This window comes from Rhodoferax sp. PAMC 29310, from assembly GCF_017948265.1.
Classification (GTDB): Bacteria; Pseudomonadota; Gammaproteobacteria; order Burkholderiales; family Burkholderiaceae_C; genus Rhodoferax.
On the sequence record NZ_CP072852.1, the window covers coordinates 2915152 to 2935555 of the forward strand.

General features: G+C 59.4%; 15 protein-coding genes, 2 pseudogenes and 1 other annotated feature. Of the genes and pseudogenes, 8 read left to right on the plus strand and 9 right to left on the minus strand.

Translation table 11 applies throughout. The features are described 5' to 3' along the window. Positions 1-54 precede the first annotated feature (54 nt). The 7 genes and pseudogenes from J8G15_RS13515 to J8G15_RS13545 form a co-directional block, all read left to right on the plus strand. Positions 55-948, plus strand: coding sequence for a D-amino acid aminotransferase (locus tag J8G15_RS13515; RefSeq protein WP_210542653.1), 894 nt, complete (start codon positions 55-57; stop codon positions 946-948). A 32-nt stretch (positions 949-980) separates the two neighbouring features. Then, complete coding sequence (locus J8G15_RS13520; RefSeq protein ID WP_240538276.1) at positions 981-1265, plus strand: YbeD family protein; 285 nt, start codon at positions 981-983, stop codon at positions 1263-1265. A gap of 64 nt (positions 1266-1329) precedes the next feature. Continuing rightward, complete coding sequence (gene lipB, locus J8G15_RS13525) at positions 1330-1968, plus strand: lipoyl(octanoyl) transferase LipB (protein ID WP_240538566.1); 639 nt, start codon at positions 1330-1332, stop codon at positions 1966-1968. Between the two features lie 27 nt (positions 1969-1995). Further along, a complete protein-coding gene (gene lipA, locus J8G15_RS13530) occupies positions 1996-2988 on the plus strand; it encodes a lipoyl synthase (protein ID WP_210542659.1) in 993 nt (330 codons plus the stop codon). Between the two features lie 55 nt (positions 2989-3043). After that, on the plus strand, positions 3044-6514 hold the full coding sequence (locus J8G15_RS13535) for a DEAD/DEAH box helicase (protein ID WP_240538277.1): 3471 nt from the start codon (positions 3044-3046) through the stop codon (positions 6512-6514). A gap of 368 nt (positions 6515-6882) precedes the next feature. Then, a pseudogene (locus J8G15_RS13540) lies at positions 6883-8327 on the plus strand (transposase). A gap of 281 nt (positions 8328-8608) precedes the next feature. Further along, a pseudogene (locus J8G15_RS13545) lies at positions 8609-9142 on the plus strand (transposase); the annotation flags it as partial. Beyond that, positions 8888-9004 (plus strand) — a sequence feature (AL1L pseudoknot). Its footprint overlaps the pseudogene before it by 117 nt. 106 nt (positions 9143-9248) lie before the next feature. On the opposite strand, the gene J8G15_RS13550 reads toward J8G15_RS13545, so the two are convergent. From J8G15_RS13550 to J8G15_RS13585, 8 genes are all read right to left on the minus strand, one after another. Then, entirely contained in the window at positions 9249-9974 is a 726-nt protein-coding gene (locus J8G15_RS13550) for an aspartate/glutamate racemase family protein (protein WP_210542662.1), read from the minus strand. 24 nt (positions 9975-9998) lie between these two features. Then, complete coding sequence (locus tag J8G15_RS13555; protein WP_210542663.1) at positions 9999-11012, minus strand: YeiH family protein; 1014 nt, start codon at positions 11010-11012, stop codon at positions 9999-10001. 12 nt (positions 11013-11024) lie between these two features. Further along, the gene (locus tag J8G15_RS13560) at positions 11025-12035 is read right to left on the minus strand and encodes a D-cysteine desulfhydrase (protein ID WP_210542664.1); all 1011 of its coding nucleotides are present in this window, start codon (positions 12033-12035) and stop codon (positions 11025-11027) included. 36 nt (positions 12036-12071) lie between these two features. Beyond that, entirely contained in the window at positions 12072-13373 is a 1302-nt protein-coding gene (locus J8G15_RS13565) for a DegT/DnrJ/EryC1/StrS aminotransferase family protein (protein WP_240538280.1), read from the minus strand. Further along, positions 13330-14649 (minus strand): histidinol dehydrogenase, encoded by a 1320-nt coding sequence (gene hisD / locus J8G15_RS13570; RefSeq protein WP_210542665.1) that lies wholly within the window; start codon positions 14647-14649, stop codon positions 13330-13332. The genes J8G15_RS13565 and hisD overlap by 44 nt, the downstream gene beginning before the upstream one ends. Before the next feature lie 38 nt (positions 14650-14687). Next, positions 14688-15548, minus strand: a complete 861-nt coding sequence (locus J8G15_RS13575) for an ABC transporter permease subunit (RefSeq protein ID WP_210542666.1) — start codon at positions 15546-15548, stop codon at positions 14688-14690. After that, positions 15541-16335 carry a taurine ABC transporter ATP-binding protein gene (locus J8G15_RS13580; RefSeq protein WP_210542667.1) on the minus strand — a complete coding sequence of 265 codons (795 nt, stop codon included), beginning with the start codon at positions 16333-16335 and terminating at the stop codon, positions 15541-15543. The genes J8G15_RS13575 and J8G15_RS13580 overlap by 8 nt, the downstream gene beginning before the upstream one ends. Positions 16336-16410: 75 nt before the next feature. Continuing rightward, positions 16411-17409, minus strand: a complete 999-nt coding sequence (locus tag J8G15_RS13585) for an ABC transporter substrate-binding protein (RefSeq protein WP_210542668.1) — start codon at positions 17407-17409, stop codon at positions 16411-16413. A 277-nt stretch (positions 17410-17686) separates the two neighbouring features. Between J8G15_RS13585 and J8G15_RS13590 the strand changes: the two genes are divergently transcribed. Further along, positions 17687-19177: a PLP-dependent aminotransferase family protein gene (locus J8G15_RS13590; RefSeq protein WP_240538282.1), complete on the plus strand. Its 1491-nt coding sequence runs from the start codon at positions 17687-17689 to the stop codon at positions 19175-19177. Here J8G15_RS13590 and J8G15_RS13595 read toward each other — a convergent pair. Further along, the gene (locus tag J8G15_RS13595; RefSeq protein ID WP_210542669.1) at positions 19174-20367 is read right to left on the minus strand and encodes an amidase; all 1194 of its coding nucleotides are present in this window, start codon (positions 20365-20367) and stop codon (positions 19174-19176) included. The two genes, J8G15_RS13590 and J8G15_RS13595, sit on opposite strands and share 4 nt — an antisense overlap. Between the last annotated feature and the right edge of the window lie 37 nt (positions 20368-20404).

Here is a 20404-nt window from a genome sequence, read left to right on the forward strand (position 1 = left end):
TCCAGCCTTGCCGCACGCCACGCTTCATTCACCCTTGCCGTCCATAATTCACCCATGACCCAATTGCCCGCACTCCCCTGCTACCTCAACGGCGACTTCACCACCCTGCCCAACGCCAAGATCAGTGTCATGGACCGGGGCTTCATCTTTGGCGATGGCGTGTACGAAGTGGTGCCGGTGTATGCCGGCCAGTTATTTGGCTTCAAACAGCACATGGCCCGCCTCGACAGGGGTCTGACCGAGTTGCGCATGGCCAACCCGCTCACCCACGCGAAATGGGCAGAAATTGCTCTTAAATTAGTAGCTGACTACGCAGACTCTGCGGGCGCCAAGGTTGAAAATACTGATCAATTGATCTACATCCAAGTCACCCGCGGTGTGGCCATGCGCGACCATGTGATGCCCACCGACATCACCCCCACCGTGTTTGTCATGACAAATGTCATGAAACCGCCCACTGCTGCGCAGCGAAGCGAAGGCGTGGCTTGCGTTACCGCCCCTGACTTCCGCTGGGAAAAAGCCCATATCAAGAGCACCAGTCTGCTGGGCGCTGTGTTTGCCCGCCAGATCAGCTTTGACGCTGGCGCCATCGAGACCGTGATGTTCCGTGGCGACTACCTCAGCGAAGCCGCCGCCAGCAACGTCTGGATCGTCAAAGACAGCGTTGTCATGGGCCCGCCCAAAGACCACCTGGTGCTGGAAGGCATTCGCTTTGGCCTGATTGAAGAAATTTGCCGCACCCAGGGCATTCCTTTCAAGTTGCGGCGCATCACCCGCGCCGAAGTGCTGGCCGCCGACGAGGTCTTGCTGTCCTCCGCCACCAAGGAGGTGCTGGCGGTGACCCTGCTGGACGGCCAGCCCGTTGGAAACGGCCGTCCCGGCCCCATCTATACGCAATTGCTGGCTGGCTATCAGCTGGCCAAAGCGCAGCCCGGCACTCCCGCTTGATGTCTGCCGCCTCTGTACAAGGAACCGCCCCCATGACCGCGCCCACTGATATTCCTCCTTCCGAGTCCCTGATCGAGTACCCGTCGCAGTTCCCAATCAAGGTGATGGGCCTCAAGGTGGACGGCTATGTGCAGGCAGTGACCCACATCGCGGCGCAATTCGACCCCAACTTTGACGCCTCCACCATCGAGCTGCGTGAAAGCAAGGGCGGCAAATACATGGGCGTAACCGTGACCGTGACCGCCACCAGCCGCGAACAACTCGACGAGCTCTACCGCACGCTGTCCACCCACCCGATGGTCAAAGTGGTCTTGTAAAACCGCTGTGACCCTCTCCCCCCATCACCTGGGCCGGGTGGACTACCTGCCCACTTACGCGGCCATGCAGGCGTTCACGGCCCAGCGCACGGCCGAGACACTGGATGCGCTATGGATTTGCGAGCACCCTCCGATCTATACACAAGGGCTGGCGGGCAAAGCGGAACATATTTTTAACCCTGCTGACATACCCGTGGTGCAGACCAACCGGGGCGGCCAAGTGACCTACCACGGCCCCGGCCAAGTCATGGGCTACCCCATGATTGACCTGAAGCGGGCGGGCTACTTCATCAAAGAATACGTCTACCGCATTGAAGAAGCCGTCATTCGCACGCTGGCGCACTTTGGCGTCACCGGCCACCGCGTCACCGGGGCGCCGGGCATTTATGTGCTGCTGGACGACCCGTTTGCACACGCGCTTTTACCGCAACGCCCGACCAAAGCCAACATGGCAGGCGGTGCCGACCCTGACTTCTTTGGCCTAGGCAAGATTGCCGCGCTGGGCATCAAGGTGAGCCGCAATTGCACCTACCACGGCGTGGCGCTGAATGTGGGAATGGACTTGGAACCCTACTCACGCATCAACCCTTGTGGTTACTCCGGGCTGCAAACCGTGGACCTTTCTACAATCGGGGTCTCTGTGCCCTGGCAGGAGGCGGCCGATTTCTTCAGCCTGAAGCTGGCCAGCCACCTGGCGCCCTGAGCACTTGAACCCAACACCGAGAATCCCATGAGCACGTCAGACACCGTCCGCGACACCCAGACCCTTGAGAACTACGACCCTTCGGCCAAGCAAAAAGCTGCGGCCAAGCTGTCGCGCATCCCGGTCAAGGTGGTGCAGGGCGAGGTGCTGAAAAAGCCCGACTGGATTCGTGTCAAGGCCGGCTCACCCTCCACCCGTTTCTACGAAATCAAGGAAACACTGCGCGCCAACAAGTTGGTGACCGTGTGTGAAGAAGCCAGCTGCCCCAATATTGGCGAGTGTTTTGGCAAGGGCACGGCCACCTTCATGATCATGGGTGACAAGTGCACCCGACGCTGCCCGTTTTGCGACGTGGGCCATGGCCGCCCGGACCCGCTGGATGTGAACGAGCCCGACAACCTGGCCAAAACCATTGCCCAGCTCAAGCTCAACTACGTGGTGATCACCAGCGTGGACCGCGACGACTTGCGTGACGGCGGTGCCGGTCACTTTGTCGATTGCATCCGCAAAACCCGCGAACTCTCGCCCAACACCCAAATTGAGGTGCTGGTGCCCGACTTCCGCGGCCGTGATGACCGTGCGCTGGAAATCCTGAAAGCCGCGCCGCCAGACGTGATGAACCACAACCTGGAAACCATTCCCCGCCTTTACAAAGAAGCGCGCCCGGGTTCGGATTACCAGTTCTCCCTGAACCTGCTCAAGAAATTCAAGGCCATGTTTCCTGACGTACCCACCAAGAGCGGCCTGATGGTGGGCTTGGGCGAGACTGACGAAGAGATTCTGGAGGTCATGCGCGACATGCGCGCCCACAACATCGAGATGCTGACCATCGGACAGTACCTCGCCCCCACCAGCTCCCACCTCACCGTGAAGCGCTACGTGCACCCCGACACCTTCAAAATGTTCGAGGCCGAGGCCTACAAGATGGGTTTCAAACACGCCGCCGTGGGCGCCATGGTGCGCTCCAGCTACCACGCCGATGTGCAGGCCAGCCACGCCATGGGCACAACTGTCGCCTGATCTGCTTCTGATTCAATAGCGGCCTGCGCTTACTGCGCGGGGGCTGGAGCCATATTTGCCTGATAAAGACTTCTTGAACCAAGGTTTGTGGTTCCAACCCCAGTCCCTGCAACCCATGGTGAATGACGCCACCTGGGAGCGCGGCCTGATGCTTTACCGCGCCAAAAAAGTGGTGGCGCTTGACATTGAACCCGTGCGCCTGCACTGGCAGCTGCTGGGCGAGGTGCAGGGCACGCAGCGCCTGCCCTACGAGGTTTCGGTGGAGATGGCGCTGATGCCCGACGGCGAGGTCGACTTCTGGGAAAGCGACTGCAATTGCCCAGTGGGCAGCCAATGCAAGCACGGTGTGGCGCTGATGCTGGAAGCCGCCGACCAGGGCTTGAAGCTGCTGGAAGAAAGCGGCATTGCCAGCGTCGTGAGCGATCTGCTCACCCCGCCGAATGCCGAACAACTGGAAGTCGCTCGCGCCGCCGCCCAAGCCCGCGCGCAGGAAGCCGCCCGCGAACAAGCCGAGGCCCAACTGCTGCGCTGGTTACAGGCGCTAGACAACGCCAGCGGCCAGCCCCAGCCCTCCCCCACCAAAGGCGCGGCGCGAGAGCGGGCCGACCAATTCTTGTACCTGCTCAGCATCATTGGCACCCACGGACCCGCGCCGCAGCTGGTGATGGAAGCGGTTATCTCCTACACCAAGCTCACCGGCGGCTGGGCCAAGCCCCGCACCATCAAAACCCCGCCCTACAAGGGCCAGCCGGTGTACGACCAGGCACTGGACGCGGATCGGCAGGTGCTGCAGCTCATGCGCGCCATGCCCGATTCGAGTCGCTTCACTTACGCCTTCAGCTCGTCCGCCACCCCCAACGGGCAGGCCGGTTTGCTGGGCCTGCAGCAGGCGGCCAGCACCGGTCGTTTGTTTTTGGACGATGGCGACAGTTGCCCAGGCGAGCCGATTCAATGGGGCCCGCCCCAGCCCCTGAACTGGCACTGGCAAGAGGTGCCCGGCCCCATTGGCACCGAGGCTGGCTGGGTGCTCAAGGCCAAGCTCAACCACCCCAGCGCCAAGCTGTGTCTGAACCACCCGCCGCTCTACCTAGACGCCGCGCATGGTTTGGTGGGCCAAGCCACCGCAGAGGGCCTCTCGGCGGCCCAGCTCGACGTACTGGTGAAATCCCCGCCGCTCAAACTCTCGGCTTTGGAGAAACACCAAGCCAGCTTGATTCAACATCTGGGCGCACTGCCATTACCGCCGGTACTGGAGGCGCTCACCACCCTCAAAGGCATTACCCCCACGGCCTGCCTGCACATTTCACCCGCACCGCCGGACAAAGTCCCCTATCTGGGCCTGCTACAGGCGCGCCTGCGCTTTGACTACGACGGCCACCGGGGCTGGTGGGCGGGCCAGGGCCACTCAGTGCTCATCACCACGCCTCAGGGGCGCGCCTTGCTGGAGCGCGACAGCGAGGCCGAGTTGGACGCCATGGCCCAACTGTTTGAGTTGGGCCTGCGCGCCCGCGAGGACTGCCTGTTTGGCATTCCGCTGGAAGGCCAGCAGCAAGACTGGCTGCAATGGGCCGACAACGGCTTTGACGTGCTGATTGAGGCTGGTTTTCGCGTCACCATGGAAGACGCCCTCAAAGGCTGGATCACCCACGCCGACAACATTGCTGTCAAGCTGGAGCCCGAGGCCGAAGAGGAAGAAACCTCGCCCTGGTTTGAGTTGTCATTGGGCATGGAGATTGGTGGCCAGCGCCACAACATTTTGCCGCTGCTGCCCAGCCTGATTGCCGCCGCCGCATCCAGCCCGCTGGACCCGGTCACGGGCCTGCCGACCATTCCACCCTATGTGTATTTGCCCTCGCCCGTGAGCGACGGTTTTGTGCGCCTGCCCACCGATGGCCTCAAGCCCTGGATGGCCGCGCTGCTGGACTTGGTGGGTGAACGCGGCCACGACTTCAACGCCGAGAGCCTCAAACTCTCTCGCCTGGACGCTTTGCGCACTGGCGCCGCCCTCGGTGAAGGCGCGCAGTGGGAAGGCGCCCAGTCTTTAAGCGCCATGGTGCAGCAACTCAGCGGGCGCGAAGAACTGCCGCATGTGCCGCCCCCGGCCAACCTGCAGGCCAGCCTGCGCCCCTACCAGCAACAAGGCCTGAACTGGCTGCAGTTCTTGAGTGCGCACGGTCTGGGCGGCATCTTGGCGGACGACATGGGTCTGGGCAAAACGCTGCAAACGCTGGCCCACATTCAAGTCGAGAAAAACGCCGGGCGCCTCACCCACCCGGCCCTCATCGTGGCGCCGGTGAGCCTCATGGGCAACTGGCGCAAGGAGGCCGAGCGCTTCTGCCCGGAACTGCGCTGTGTGGTGTTGCACGGCAAAGACCGGCACGAAGCCGCCACCGGCATGGGGGAGTACGACCTGGTCATTGCGCCCTATTCGCTGTTGCAGCGCGACCGCGACCGTTGGCTGGAGGCCAAGTGGCATCTGGTGGTGCTGGACGAAGCGCAAAACATCAAAAATGCCAGCACCAACGCCGCGCAAGTGGTGGGCCAACTGCAAACCCGGCACCGCCTGTGCCTGTCGGGCACGCCCATGGAAAACCACCTGGGCGAAATCTGGAGCCTGTTCCACTTTCTCATGCCCGGTTTTCTGAGCAGCCAGGGGCGTTTTAATGAGTTGTTTCGCTACCCCATTGAGCGCCAGGGCGACCCCGAGCGTTTGATGCAACTGCGCGCCCGCATCACGCCCTTCATGCTTCGCCGCACCAAGGCACTGGTCGCCAAAGACCTGCCGCCCAAGGTCGAAACCATCATGCGGGTGGAGTTGGCCGGCCAGCAGGCTGACCTGTACGAAACCATTCGCCTGGGCATGGAAAAAACCGTGCGCGAGGCGCTGAACAGCAAGGGCCTCGCCAAGTCCCACATCACCATCCTGGACGCGCTGCTCAAGCTGCGTCAGGTCTGCTGTTCGCCAAAACTGCTGAAGCTGGAAGCGGCGCAAAAGGTCACAGCCTCGGCCAAGTTGGAGCAGCTCATGGAGATGCTGCCCGAGATGTTGGCCGAGGGGCGCAAGATTTTGCTGTTCAGCCAGTTCACCAGCATGCTCACGCTGATTGAGGCCGAGCTAAAGAAGCGCGACATCAAATGGGTCAAGCTCACCGGCCAAAGCCAGGAGCGCGACGGGCTGATCGAGCAGTTCACCAGCGGGCAGGTGCCGCTGTTCCTGATCAGCCTCAAAGCCGGCGGCGTGGGCCTGAACCTGCCGCAAGCCGACACCGTGATTCACTTCGACCCCTGGTGGAACCCCGCCGCTGAAGCCCAGGCCACCGACCGGGCCCACCGCATCGGCCAGACGCAAAGCCTGTGGGTGGTCAAGCTCGTGGCCCAGGGCACGATTGAAGAGCGCATCCTCGCCCTGCAAGAGCGCAAAGCCGCCCTGGGCGAGAGCATTTACAGTGGCTCGACGGGGCGCAAACAGCCCTTGTTCACCGAAGGCGATCTGGCGGAGCTGCTCAATCCGCTATCGAATTCATAGCTGCTCGCGCAGTCAGTACGGGGGCTATAGACCTAAAATGAACTCAACTCGCCCCATCCGGCCGTCACGACCAACAACAGCCTCTGGCTTCGTCAGGAAGGCAGGTACTCCCGGCTCCGACTTTCGCTGACCACGCCGGCGGCCATCAGGCGCTGGACCTCGGCCTCGGAACGCCCTAACTCTCCCAAGATGACCCGGGTAGAAGCGCCGTATTTTTTGAGTCAAATCGGGCTGCAGCCCGCGTGGAGAATGCGCAGACAGCTATCAACTCAGGAGTATCTGGCGCACCCAATGGTTGGCACTGTACGCGCAGAAGCTGGATATAAACCCAGTATAATCAGGCACTCAGCCCACGCTGGCACTGCCCCATGCCCGCCACTGCACGCCCAACGCAAGCGCATTCTCATGCGGGTGGACAAGCCGGTGCAAAGCCCGAGCTCTACAACCCACGCCACCCCGAGCGGACTCTGCTCTACCAAACCATAGCCGAACACTTCGAGACCTGGCATGAACTCGCCAGTTGCGGCCAGTTCGACGGCCAGGGTGACAACCACACGCCCAAGCCCTTTGTGCGTCAGGCCTTTCGCAAATACCTCGAATGCGGCATCTTTGCCCACGGCTTTGCCAGGGCGTGGTGTGATGATTGTGGACACGACTACTTTGTCGCCTATTCCTGCAAAGGCCGGGGCGCCTGCCCCTCGTGCAACACGCTTGCGCTGTGGAGACAGCGGCGCATCTGACGGACCACGTCTTTCCCCGCCTGCCGGTGCGCCAGTGGGTGCTCTCGGTACCAAAGCGGCTACGCTACTTCATGCAGCGTGACGGGGCAGTGCTGGGCATGGTGCTGCGCATTTTCTTGCGGGTCATAGCGCAAAGCCTGCAGGACCATAGCCCTGGTGCGGCAAGTGTGGACAAGGCGACGCTGCAGATTGGCGCAGTCGCCTTCATCCATCGCTTCGGCTCCAGTCTGAACGGGCATGTGCACTTCCACGTCTGTGTGGTCGATGGCGTGTTTGAGGAAGTGGCGGTGGCGGTGGAGGGTGAGGCCGATGCCCAATCCTCGCCGCCGGGCATCGTCTTTCACCCGGCCAGTGCTATCGATGAGACCGCTGTGGCCCAAGTGCAGACCGATTTTCGCCGACGCATTCTGCGCGCCTTCGTGGGTCGGGGCCTGCTGGAGAGTTGTGACGCCAAAGAGATGCAGGGCTACCAGCACAGCGGCTTCTCGGTTGATGCCGGTGTGCTCATCGAAGCGCACGACCGTGCAGCGCTGGTGTACCGCTGCGCCAAACAGCACAGCGAGCCTGGCTCTGACAAGCGTGGCGCCAAAGTCGACGAGCTACACCTCACGCCGCTGGAACTGATAGCCCGCATTGCGGCGCTGGTGCCACCGCCTACGAGGCAAACCGAGCCAGCCAACATGAGCAAGGGCACACCTGGAGTGACACCGCTGGGCCACGCGATGCCACCCACGCCCGAGCCTGCGCCACCAGCCAAGCGCTCACTGGCGCATTACCTGTGGGCGGTGCTGATCGCGCGTATTTACGAAGTGTTCCCGCTCTTGTGCCCGATGTGCGATGGGCAAATGCGCCTGATCGCGTTCATTACCGAGGGCACGCAGATCAGGAAGATCCTTGATCACATCGGGGTGGACTCAGAACGTCCGCACATTTCCCCGGCGCGCGGGCCACCGTTGTGGGAGGGCTGTGGGGATGCGAAGATGGATGGCGGGGCGCAAATCGAGCCAGCAGACTGGGATCTGGCAGCGCAACCGGCACCCGACTACGATGTCGATCAGCGCATCAACTGGTGAACTGGCTGGACTTGGGGTTTTGCCTGGACTTGGGGTTTTGCCAAAACGGTGACTCAGCCTCGCTGGCGGGTAGCTATGCGCCCGGCATACCCGGCGCACCGCTAATCTCTCTTGTGAACAGCGCATTTTGGCGGTGGCACGGCCTTACTGCGGGCGCGGTGCGGGTTTCTACGTGGGGCGAGGGCTTTTCCAAGGGGCGATACTTGGCCTCATGCGGTTGAATTTCCTATTCGTATCGCCCCAGGTTTCGTGGAGGCTCAAATCTCTGCGTGGATTTGGCCATGAACAAGTCAAACAAGCCGTCACCTGAAGTGCGCCAACGCACTGTACGCATGGTGCTCGAAGATCGAGGGGAATATCCCTCGCTATGGGCAACCATTGAGTCCATTGCCCCCAAGATTGGCCGTGTTCCCCAAACCTTGAAGGAATGGGTCCGCCAAGCATGAAGTTGACGCCGGAGCCCCTCCAGGTGTTACCAGCGACGAACGTGAACGGGTCAAAGCACTTGAGCGTGAAGTCAAGGAATTACGCCGAGCCAACGAAATCCTGAAGCTGGCGCGCGCTTTTTTTGCATTGGCGGAGACGGGCCGCCGACTCAAGTCTTAAAAGGCTTTGTAGACCAACATCGCGATACCTACGGGGTCGAGCCCATCTGCAAAGTTCTGCAGATTGCCCCGTCAGGCTACCGTCGCCATGGTGCCCGGCAGCCCAACCCTGAGCTGCGCTGCGTACATGCCAAGTCAGACAACACCCTCAAGCCGGGGATCCAGCGGGTATGGCAGGCCAATATGCGGGTCTACGGTGCAGATAAGGTCGCCGCAACAAGCCAGCAAAAACAAACTAATTGCTATTAATTCAGTAGTTACTTACGCACGTATTCATTGGTCTAGATGGCTAAATGATAGGTAAAAACACCCAAAATCAGGCGGGGAAGGCGTTTTTGCGATTTTTAGCCAGCTCGGCCAGCCACCAGGCCACGCAAGCCCGCGCCAGTGCAGAGGTGGTGTCTACACACTGGGCGCGCAGGGGTGACTGAACCGCATCTAACGCCAGGGGCGTTTCAGTACAGGCTAAAACCACCGCGCCTGCGCCTTGGCTTAACAGAGCCTGCACGGCTTGCTGTATCAGTTGGCCACCCCGCGCGGCCTGGCCAGCCTTGACGAGGTCAATGCCAGGCAATATCAACGAGTCTATCGTGGCGTCATCTGGCAGCAGAGCTCTGTAGCCCGCGTTTTGCAGCGGCGCATCAAAAATCTTGGCCGCTAGCGTAGCGCGGGTGGCGATGATGCCGATGGTTACGCCCGGCGCGGCCAGCTTACCTACTTCTGCGATGCTGGCCGTGACGATGCTGATGAAAGGCACGCTGCAACCTTTCACCAAATCGGCAGCCCAATAATGAGCCGTGTTGCAGGGCATGGCCAGAGCCGTTACGCCGGCGGCAATGAGCCGGTCACGCCCGGCCAGCAGCTCGGGGAGTGGGGAGCGTCCGCCAGCCAAAATAGCGGGAGGCCGTGAGGGGATGCGCGGGTCTGACTGAATCAGCAGCGGCACATGGTCTGCATCGCCTTTGGCGGGCGTGGCAGCGAGCACTTTGCTGAAAAAATCAACCGTGGCCAAGGGCCCCATGCCGCCTAAAACACCAATCATGTTGCCAGCCCCATTTAATGCGTGTCAGTGGGTCGCCATCAAGTAACCGCCTGTCAAAAATGCCAAGCCAAGCGTGACCAAAAAAATCATTGCTACAGGCCGCCAGCCAAGCTGAGTGACGTCTTTCAAAGATGTTTTCAAGCCCACGCCAGCAATGGCCAATACCAAAAACGCCTGCGACACATTAGATGCGCCAGACTGAACTGCGCTAGGCACCCAGCCTGTGCTGTTGACGAGCATCAGCACCACAAACGCGACTGTAAACCAGGGCAACAACGGTGTTTTAACGGCGCTGCCAGCATCGGCCAGGCGTTTGCGCACCACCAATGAAATAACCACCAGAACCGGCATTAAAAACGCCACCCGCATCAGCTTGGTGATGGTGGCGGCGTCGCCCGCCTGGGGCGACAAGCTGTAGCCCGCACCGACGACCTGCGCTACGTCATGAATCGTCGCGCCAATGAATTGGCCGGCCATCACCGCGTCAAAACCCAGCCACTGCGTGATAAGCGGGTAGACCACCATGGCAGCAGTTGACAACGTGGTAACGCCCACCACGGTCAGCGTGGTGTCGCGCTCCAAATGGGGGGTTTTGGGCAACACGCTGGAGATAGCCAACGCCGCCGATGCACCGCAAATAGCGGTTGCGCCACCTATCAGCACGCCCAGACTGCTTTCGACTTTGAACAGCCGTGCCAGCAGCAAGCCAAGTGCAATCGTCAGCGTGACAGCAACCATCAACGCCACCACGGTTTGCCAGCCCAGCGCCACGACATGGTCAATTGTCAGCCGCAAACCCAGCAACGCCACGCCAAGGCGCAGCACCGTGCTCGACGCAAACTGGATGCCCGCTGCGCAGCGCTTGTCTTCACTGATGAAATGCAAAGCCAGGCCGAGCAGCAGCGCAAACAACAGCATGGAGCCTTTGTAGTGGCTGCCCAAAAAAGCGGCTGCCATGGCTACGAGGGCCGTGACCAGCAGGCCGGGGATGAGCGTTTTCGCGAACGCGATGGCCGCTGGCGGCGTGAGTGTTGTCATCAGGGCAGATTTTTAAAGCGGCTTCAAACCACTGAACGCATCCATGTAGCCGTACAGTGCCACCGAGCCGCCAGTGTGCAAGAACACCACGTTCTGGCCCTTCTTGAAATGACCCTTGCGGCACAGGTCAATCAGCCCGGCCATGCCTTTGCCTGAATACACCGGGTCCAGCAAAATGCCTTCGAGACGCGCCATCATGGTCACGGCTTCAACCATACCGGGGGTCGGCACGCCATAGCCGCCGCCCACGTAGTCGCAGTTGGCCATGACGCTTTCACGGCTGACGCTGCCGGGCACGCCCAGCAGTTCAGCGGTTTTAACGGCCAGGTTGTAGACACTGGTTTCTTGCGCTTCTTTGGGTGCGCGCACGCCAATGCCAAGCACGGGAATCTGGCTACGGGTACCTTCAAGACCGACCACCAAGCCCGCTTGCGTGCCTGCACTGCCGGTGGCGTGGGTGATGCAGTCGATGCGCAAATCCTGCGTGTTGAACTGGTTGACCATCTCTAACGCGCACACCACATAGCCCAGCGCGCCAATCGGGTTAGAGCCGCCGCCAGGAATGATGTAAGGCTTTTGACCCTTGGCACGCAGCTCGTCAGCCAACTTGGCCATGGCGGCGTTCATGTCGGTTCCGCCGGGTAATTCTTGCACATTAGCGCCATACAAATGGTCAAGAAAGACGTTGCCCGACTGCTTGTAGTTTTCAACTTTGGAGCCGGTGCGGTCTTCCAGTAAAATCTCGCACTTCATGCCCATCTTGGCGGCGATAGCCACCGTTTGGCGCGCGTGGTTGGACTGGGTGGCGCCCTGCGTGATGATGGTGTCTGCGCCATGCTTGACGGCATCAGCCATTAAAAACTCCAACTTGCGGGTTTTGTTGCCGCCCGAGCCAAGGCCGGTGCAGTCGTCACGCTTGATGTACAGGTTAGGCCCGCCCAGGGCTTCGGTCATGCGAGGCATGAACTCCAGCGGCGTCGGGCCGTGGGTGATGTGAACGCGGGGGAAGTTGGTGAGTTTCATGGGGTACTTTCTGTTGTGGTTAAAATGGGTTGAAAATTAATTTGAAGTGCCAGCAATGGCCGTTGCGACGGCGACGATTTGGCCGATCAGCAGGCAGTCGGCGTCAGTCAATGACAGCGGCGTGCGCAAGTCCATCAACTGGTTTAAAACCGCCTTCGAATTGGGAATGTCTGGCTTAGCTTGCAGGTAATGCCAGTGCTCGTAATTGCTGGTGAACGCCACCGGGGTTGGCGTGCCAAACCACTTGATGTACAGGCCGCGCAAACTGCATTCTTTGAGGAATCGCTCAATCTGAGGCGGATCTAAATCAAGCGTGAACTGAATCGAGCTGGCGATGAATTCTTCCTTCGCATCGCGCGGAGGAACAGACACGTTTACGGCTTTGGTCAGCTCCCGCCCCAGCGTGCTGTAAATATGATTCCAGCGCCGCCCGCGATCAGCCAATTGGCCAATTTGTGGGCGCAGCAAGGCGGCGGCCAGATTGGACATGCGCATGCTGAAGTTGGGCGTGACGTATTTCCAGCGCTCAAACACCTCGGATACGGGCTTCAAAATATGCTGGTCGTACATCATGTAGCAGCCCGACATCAAAATAGCTTGGGCTGCGACATCGTCGTCGTCGGTGACGAGCAGGCCACCTTCGCCAGAATTGATGTGCTTGTAGGTTTGCGCGCTGTAGCAGCCTACACGCCCCCAAGTGCCGGTGTGCTGGCCGTCCCACTTGGCACCCATGGTGTGGGCGCAGTCTTCAACGATGGCGATACCATGCTTGTCGCACAGGGCCCGCACCGCACGCAAGTCGGCAATGTGGCCGCGCATGTGGGAGAGCAAAAACACTTTGGCACCGCTGGTGGCTGCCTTGCGCTCCAGGTCGGCCATGTCGGTCATGTAGTCGCCACTGGCTTCAACCAGTACAGCTTCAGCGCCCGCATGGGCAATGGCGCCGGGGACAGGTGACAGGGTAAAAGTGCTGGTCAACACCTTGTCGCCCGCCTTCACGCCAAGCGCCTTGAGCGCAATAAACATCGCTGCACCGCACGAGCTGACCGCGACGCAGTACTTGCTGCCCACGTATGCGGCGTAGTCTTGCTCCAGCAGCGAAGGCTCGGGGTAGCCTGAGCCCTGCTCACCGTAGCGGTGCAGCCTGCCCGAGCGCATCAGCGCCACCGCGCGCTCAATCGCTTCCTCAGAAATCGGCTCGGGCGTGCTCAGGTCTTTGCCAAACCACAAACCATCCGGTGCGCGCGACATGGTGGTTGGTGTGGCGTCTGTCAGTGTTGCAGACATCACGGAATCAGTGTTGATGTCCAGCAAGTGTTCCCAATTCAAACGCTTCATGCGGATAGTATTTCTTCAGGCGAATGTCACCCGTGCGGGCATGGCCTTCCATGCCTTCAAGTCGTGAAATTCTGGCGGCTACCTGGCCCACCTCGCGGCTGGCTCCACGCGTCAGACGCTGGTACGTCACCGTTTTGATGAACTTGCCCACGCTCAGTCCGCCCGAGTAACGGGCTGCACCACGGGTCGGCAAAATATGGTTGGGGCCAGCGCACTTGTCACCATAGGCCACGGTGGTTTCTTCACCCAGAAACAATGAGCCGTAGTTGGTAAGGTTGGCTAACCACCAGTCCAGGTCTTTGGCAAATACCTGCAAATGCTCAGGCGCGTACTGGTCGCTGACTTCAACCATTTCTTCACGGCTGCCGACCAGCACCACCTCGCCATAGTCGCGCCAAGCAGCGGTGGCGGCGTTGCGTGCCAGCTCGGGCAGGGCTGCAATCACAGACGGCATCAGTTCAATCACCTTCATACCCAGTTCGCGCGATGAGGTGTACAGCCAGACCGGTGAATCGGGGCCGTGCTCGGCCTGCCCTGCCAGGTCAGCAGCCACCAGGTTCACGTCGGCGGTGTCGTCAGCAATGATGGCGGACTCGGTCGGCCCGGCCACCACGTCGATACCGATACGACCAAACAGGGTGCGTTTGGCCTCAGCCACAAAGCGGTTGCCGGGGCCCACGATCACGTCGGCAGGTTTGGGTGAATACAAACCAAACGCCATGGCAGCAATGCCCTGCACGCCGCCAAGAGCCAAGACCGTATCAGCGCCGCAGAGCTTCATGGTGTGCAAGATGGCAGGGTTCACACCTGCCTCTTTATGGCCTGGGGAGGTGGCGACGATATTGGGCACGCCAGCCACCTTGGCGGTACACACGCTCATGATGGCCGATGCCGCATGGGCGTAACGCCCGCCCGGCACATAGCAACCCGCAGTGTTGACCGGGATCAACTTTTGCCCGGCAATCAAACCACTAATCAGCTCCACTTCAAACTCGTGCAATGACTCGCGCTGGCGCTGGGCAAAGTCTTTGACGCGGGCGTGGGCAAATGCGATGTCGTCCTTGGTACCTTGACTCAAGGCTTTGCTGGCTTTGGCAAAGTCATCTTCACCCACAACGATGTCGCCATGCCAGCCATCAAAATCCCGCGCATATTTTTCAACCGCCTCACGGCCATTTTTTTGAATGTCAGCCAGCAAGCGCTCAACCGTTTCAGACGTCGCGCTGTCAATCGCCGCTTGTGGCGGCGTGGCTTTCTTTAAATACTCAATCGTCATGAAAAACTTTCAATGATTTAGATCAATCTGGTGCGCACTTAACCGCGACCTTTCCACGGTACGACGCGGCGCTCAACAAAGCGCACGAGGTGGTCAAAGGCATAAGCAATGATGGCAATCACCACAATCCCCATGATGACGATGGGCGTCTGTAAAAACCGGGAGGCTGACAACACCGTGTAGCCCAGGCCAGACGTTGCGGCAACCATTTCGGCCGCCACCAGCGTGGTCCAGCCAAAACCGATGCCCACACGCATGGCGGTAAATATTTCGGGCATGGCAGACGGCAAAATAACCATGCGAACCACCTGCCAGCGGGTGGCACCAAACGAATAGGCGGCGTGAATCTGCTCAATGGCGGCCGACCTGACGCCCGCACGCGCGCCCAAAGCCATCGGCGCGAGGACCGACAGGAAAATCAGCAGCACCTTAGACAACTCGTCAATCCCAAACCAGATGATCATCAGCGGCAGGTAAGCCAGTGGCGGAATCGGGCGGTAGAACTCAATCGGCGGGTCAAAAATGCCGCGTGCAACCGGGCTCATGCCCATGGCAATACCCAGCGGAATCCCGATGGCACAAGCCAGCAAGAACGCGCCAAACACCCGCAACGTGCTGACCCAGGTGTGCTCCCAAAAGCTGGCACCGGTAAAACCATCTCGGAGCATGGTCACAAAAGCGTCGATCACGGCCATTGGGGACGGCAGGAAAAGAGGCTTGACGAAACCGATATAGGTAATAAACCACCAAAAAAGGAGCAAGCTGGCGATGACCACGGCGCTGATTTTCAAACTGTCGCCTTGACCAGGCACGCCATATATTTCGCCGGGCTTGGCTGGCTTGGCCTTCATGAGGCTGGCCCACAGGCCGTTGCCAGAATTTTCGGGGGTGTTACTCATGAATGGCTCCTGCTTCGTCGGCAAAGATGATCTGCAAAATCTCTTCTCTGAGGGCAATAAATTCTGCGGACGCTTTGATCTCTCTAGCATTGCCAGTTTCAAAATAGCGCCGACTGAATGGCAAGTCGAAGACGTGTGAAATACGGCCAGGACGCGGCGACATCACGATCAGCTTGGTGCCCATGAACAGGGCTTCTTCAACGCTATGGGTAATAAAAAATACCATCTTGCCGGTGTCGCGCCAGACTTTCAAAATCAACTCTTGCGCGCGCTCGCGCGTGAGCGCGTCCAGCGCGCCCAGCGGCTCGTCCATCAGCAAAATAGCCGGGTCACTGGTCAGTGCCCGGGCAATACCCACCCGCTGCTGCATGCCGCCCGACAGCTCATAAGTAGCCGATTGCTCAAACTGCTCCAGCCCCAACAGTTTGATAAATTCTCTGGCGATTTTTTCGCGCTTGGGTCTGTCGTGGCCTTGAATTTTCAGACCGAAGGCCACGTTGTCCAGTACGTTTAACCAAGGCAACAAGGCGTGCTTTTGAAACACCACCGAGCGGTCTGCGCCAGGGCCCGTGACGACGCGGCCATTCAAAGATATTTCACCCTCACTGGGTGCCATGAATCCAGCAATCAAGTTCAGAAGTGTTGATTTGCCGCAGCCTGAGGCGCCCAGTGCCACCACAAACTCTTTCTCATGAATCTCAAGGTTGATGTTTTTGAGCGCGTGAACAGACGGTTTACCGGGAACCGGATAAAACACAGATGCGTTTTTGATGGCGAGTGCTGACATGCTGAGCCCCAAGGGTTAAAAGCACGCGCTGACCTGCTACCTGAACAGGTCAGCACGCGAAGTGAGCAAGACGGATTACTTGCCTGCAGCCGCTTTGGCAAACTCAGCGTTGACAAACTTGGTGTAGCTGTCAGCCGCTGCGCTGATACGGCCGGCACCCTTGAGGAAGTCGGCGGTGGACTTGATGGTGGTGGCCGCACCGCCGGCCATCCAGGCTGCTGACATGTTCAAATCGCCATCAGGGTAAGTGGTGCCGTCCAGCATGGGCACGACAGCAGCTGGCGTGACACCTACGCTGGCAGCGACCGCTTTAATTTTTTCTGAGTCAGCGTTCCACGCGGCTTTATTCTTCATGTAGTCACCATTGATTTCGTTCATGGCCTTCAAAAAGTTGACCAAGCCCGCACGGTTGGCTGCAGCAAATTTGTTAGTGGCAACCCAGGCATTGAAGGTCGAAAAGCCCGTTTTCGCAACCGCACCAGCGGTGACCATGACCTTGCCGTTTTCACGCAATTTGGTTTGAACGGGAACCCAAACAAAAGCTGCGTCGATCGCGTTTTGAGCCCAAGCGGCAGCGATTTCAGAAGGCGACATGCCCATGACCGTCACATCCTTTTCCGTCAAATCGTACATTTTCAAAGCGCCCAAGAGCGAGAAGTGCGCGGTTGAACCAATTGGCACAGCAATTTTCTTGCCTTTCAAATCAGCTGGCTTTTCAATGCCTGAGCCGTTGCGGGTAACCAATGCCTCTGAGCTGTCAATGACTTTGCCCACAGAAATCATTTGATAGTCCAGGCCAGAGCTCAGGCCGGCTGACAGGGGCGTAGAGCCGATTTCAGAAATTTGAATACCGCCAGAGGCCATGGCCGCATTGACCTCAGCGCCTGAGGCGAACTGACGCCACTCAATGGTCCATCCCGTGGCTTTTTCAAGCGCTCCGTTGGCAATTAGCGCTTTATAGGGAACAGGGTCGCCAAAGTGGCCAATGACCACTTTGGTTTGAGCCACGGCTTGCGAAAGCATGGTGAGCGTGAAGGCCGAGCCGATGAGCAGTGTTTTAAGCAGGTGTTTCATGGTGTCATCCAGGTAAAGAAGTTGCAGACGTGGTTGGGTTTGAAAGGGGCGCACCTGCAAACGCGCAAGTGACCAACGCGAATAGTAGGCAAATCTGATTTTCAAAAATAGTGCCAGATTGATTTTGTTTTAGTGCCAAAATGAAAACACCTAGGGTTTTTTATCGCGCCGTCAGAAAACGCACCATGTGGTTGCCAAGGCGCTTGCGGGAATACCCTTTGTTGGTGCAAAACGCCAAGACGGTGCAGTAGAACTACGTTTTTTGAAGGGGTCCGCGGTGCGAAAAAAACAGGAAATCACAGGCATTTGGGCCAAACTATTCCCGCAGTTCTCGGGCAGCAGCGCAACGTTGCAAGGCCGGGTCAAAGAGATGATGGTGCATTCCATCCTGATGGGCTTGGTGCCGGCGGGTGCCAAAGTCCCCACCAGCCGCGCGTTGGCAATCGCTCTAGGTTTGTCGCGCAACACGGTGTCGCTGGCCTTGCAAGTGCTGGTGGACAAGGGATTTTTGATCGCCGCGCCGCGCAGTGGGCTGGTGGTCAATGGCGATATTTTGCTCGGGCAGGCTTTGCAGTCCTCGCCACAAGCGGCCACACCGAACGGCATGCAGTGGCAGGCCCGGCTGGTCTCCAGCGTTGCAGAGCAGCGCAACATCGTCAAGCCGGCCAACTGGCAAGACTTTGCCTACCCGTTTGTCTATGGCCAGTTTGATCCCAGCCTGGTGCCATTGAAGGACTGGCGCGCCTGCGCGCACCAGGCGCTGTTTGTACCCGCTGTGAGAAAGTGGGCGCAAGACCACATCAACCGTGACTCTGAAGCGCTGCTGGACCAGATACAGCACCGGCTGCTGCCGGCGCGCGGCATCATGGCCAGGCGAGATGAGATCCTGGTCACCGCAGGTGCGCAAATGGCCTGCTACCTGTTGGCCAATGTGCTGCTGGACCGCAAAACGGTGGTGGGCATTGAAGACCCCGGCTACCCGGATGCACGCAACAACTTTTTGCTGCGCAGTGACCATGTCAAAGCTTTGCCGATTGATTCAGATGGTTTGATTGCGTCGCGCGCCATGGGCCAGTGCGCCTATGTATATGTCACGCCAAGCCACCAGTGCCCAACGACGGTCACCATGCCCCTTGAGCGTCGGCAAGAAATTTTGGAGCTGGCCAGAAAACGTGACGTGGTGCTGTTTGAAGATGACCACGAAAGCGAGCTGAACTTTTCTGGCAGGCCGCTGCCGGCGCTAAAAAGCCTGGACACCGATGGGCGGGTCATCTACCTTGGCAGCCTGTCTAAAACCCTGGCCCATGGCTTGCGCATTGGCTACATCGTGGCACCTGCCGAGCTGATACGCGAGCTGCGGGCCTTGCGCCGCCTCATCATCAGGCACACGCCTGCTAACAACGCACACATCGCCAGCTTGTTCATTGCGCAGGGCCACCATGATGCGTTCATTCGCAAATTGAATGTGACCTATCGGGAACGACGCGAGCTGTTGACCAAGGCTTTCGCAAAGCACTTGCCGCAGTTTGACATCACGCCGTCGCAGGGCGGCTCAGGCGCGTGGATCAAAGGGCCCGACGGGTTGAACACACAACTGCTGACCGAGGCCTGCGCCGCGCGGAGCGTGCTGATTGAGCCGGGTGATATTTTTTTCAAAAAATCATCAACCGTCAGCCAGTCATATTTGCGCCTAGGTTACGCAGCCATACCCGGCCACCTGATTGATGCGGGTGTGCAGGAGCTGGCCAAAGCCTTCGCAAGGAACTAGCTTTGAGTGGCGTTTGCGATCCGCTGCGCCAGCCGCACCAAACCCATGTCACTGCCCGCCGGGCCCAGCAACGACAAGCCGAGCGGCGCACCCAAGCGTTGGCCCAGCGGCAGAGATATTTGCGGAAACCCCGACAAACCCGCCACGCACAGCAGTTGATGCGAGCGGTTACGAAAGCTTTCCATTTTCTCGCCACCATCGGTGATTAAAGGCGCAATGTCAGCGACTGTGGGCAAAACCAACACGCCATCAGTGCCTAGCAAGTCAGCCAGCTGTTTTTTAAACTGCTCGCGGAGGGCGTTCGCTGCGGCTACCTGTTCGTCAGTCACAGTTTTACACCACGCAAAGCGCTCTGCAATGCCGGGGCCCAGCGGCGGGCAAAACCGTTCAATCAACGGGCCATTCACCGTCCAAGCCTCGTACCCCAGAATGTGACGAAAGCACCCGTAAGGAACCTGAAGATCGCCCTGGATGACCCGCGTTTCAGTGGCCTTGCCAAGCGCCGCCTCGATACGCGCCAAGGGATCGGCTTGAGCAGCCATCACGTCTTCGTCCAGCATGGCCCATATGTCCAGCGGCTTGAGCAGCCGAATATTTGTCGGCATGGCAACCTGGTCTTCACCCAGCAAGACGCTAGAGACGCGCGCAAAAGTTTCAGCATCACGCGAAAAATAGCCGCAGGTGTCCAGGCTAGGTGCCAAATCTAAAACACCTGCCAAACTAATGCGCCCATACGTGGGGCGAATGCCGTACAAGCCGCAGTGGTTGGCGGGGGCGCGAACGGAGCCACCGGTGTCGCTGCCCAAGGCAAAGTCACACAAGTTGTTGGACACCGCCGATGCCGAACCCGACGATGAGCCGCCCGATATGCGCTCAGCCACCGCACCGTTGATGGGTGCGCCAAAGTGCGCGTTGTTGCCGTTCATCGAAAACGCCAGCTCGTCGGTCACGGTTTTGCCTACAAACCTTGCGCCCGCATCCAGTAATTGCTGCACTGCGGGTGCGGTTTTGGTTTTGATACCCGACATGGCCAATACAAACGGCTGGCCGCCGCCGGTGGGGTAACCGGCCACGTCGAACAAGTCTTTAACGCCAAAGCAAAGTCCTGCCAAAGGCCCGGTTGCAGCGTGCGGCACAACCGCATCGGGGTAGGGCAAAAAGGCGTGACAGGTATCGTTGATGGGTGACATGGTGAGGCTCGGTTGATATCGCGAGTTCAAATTCGAA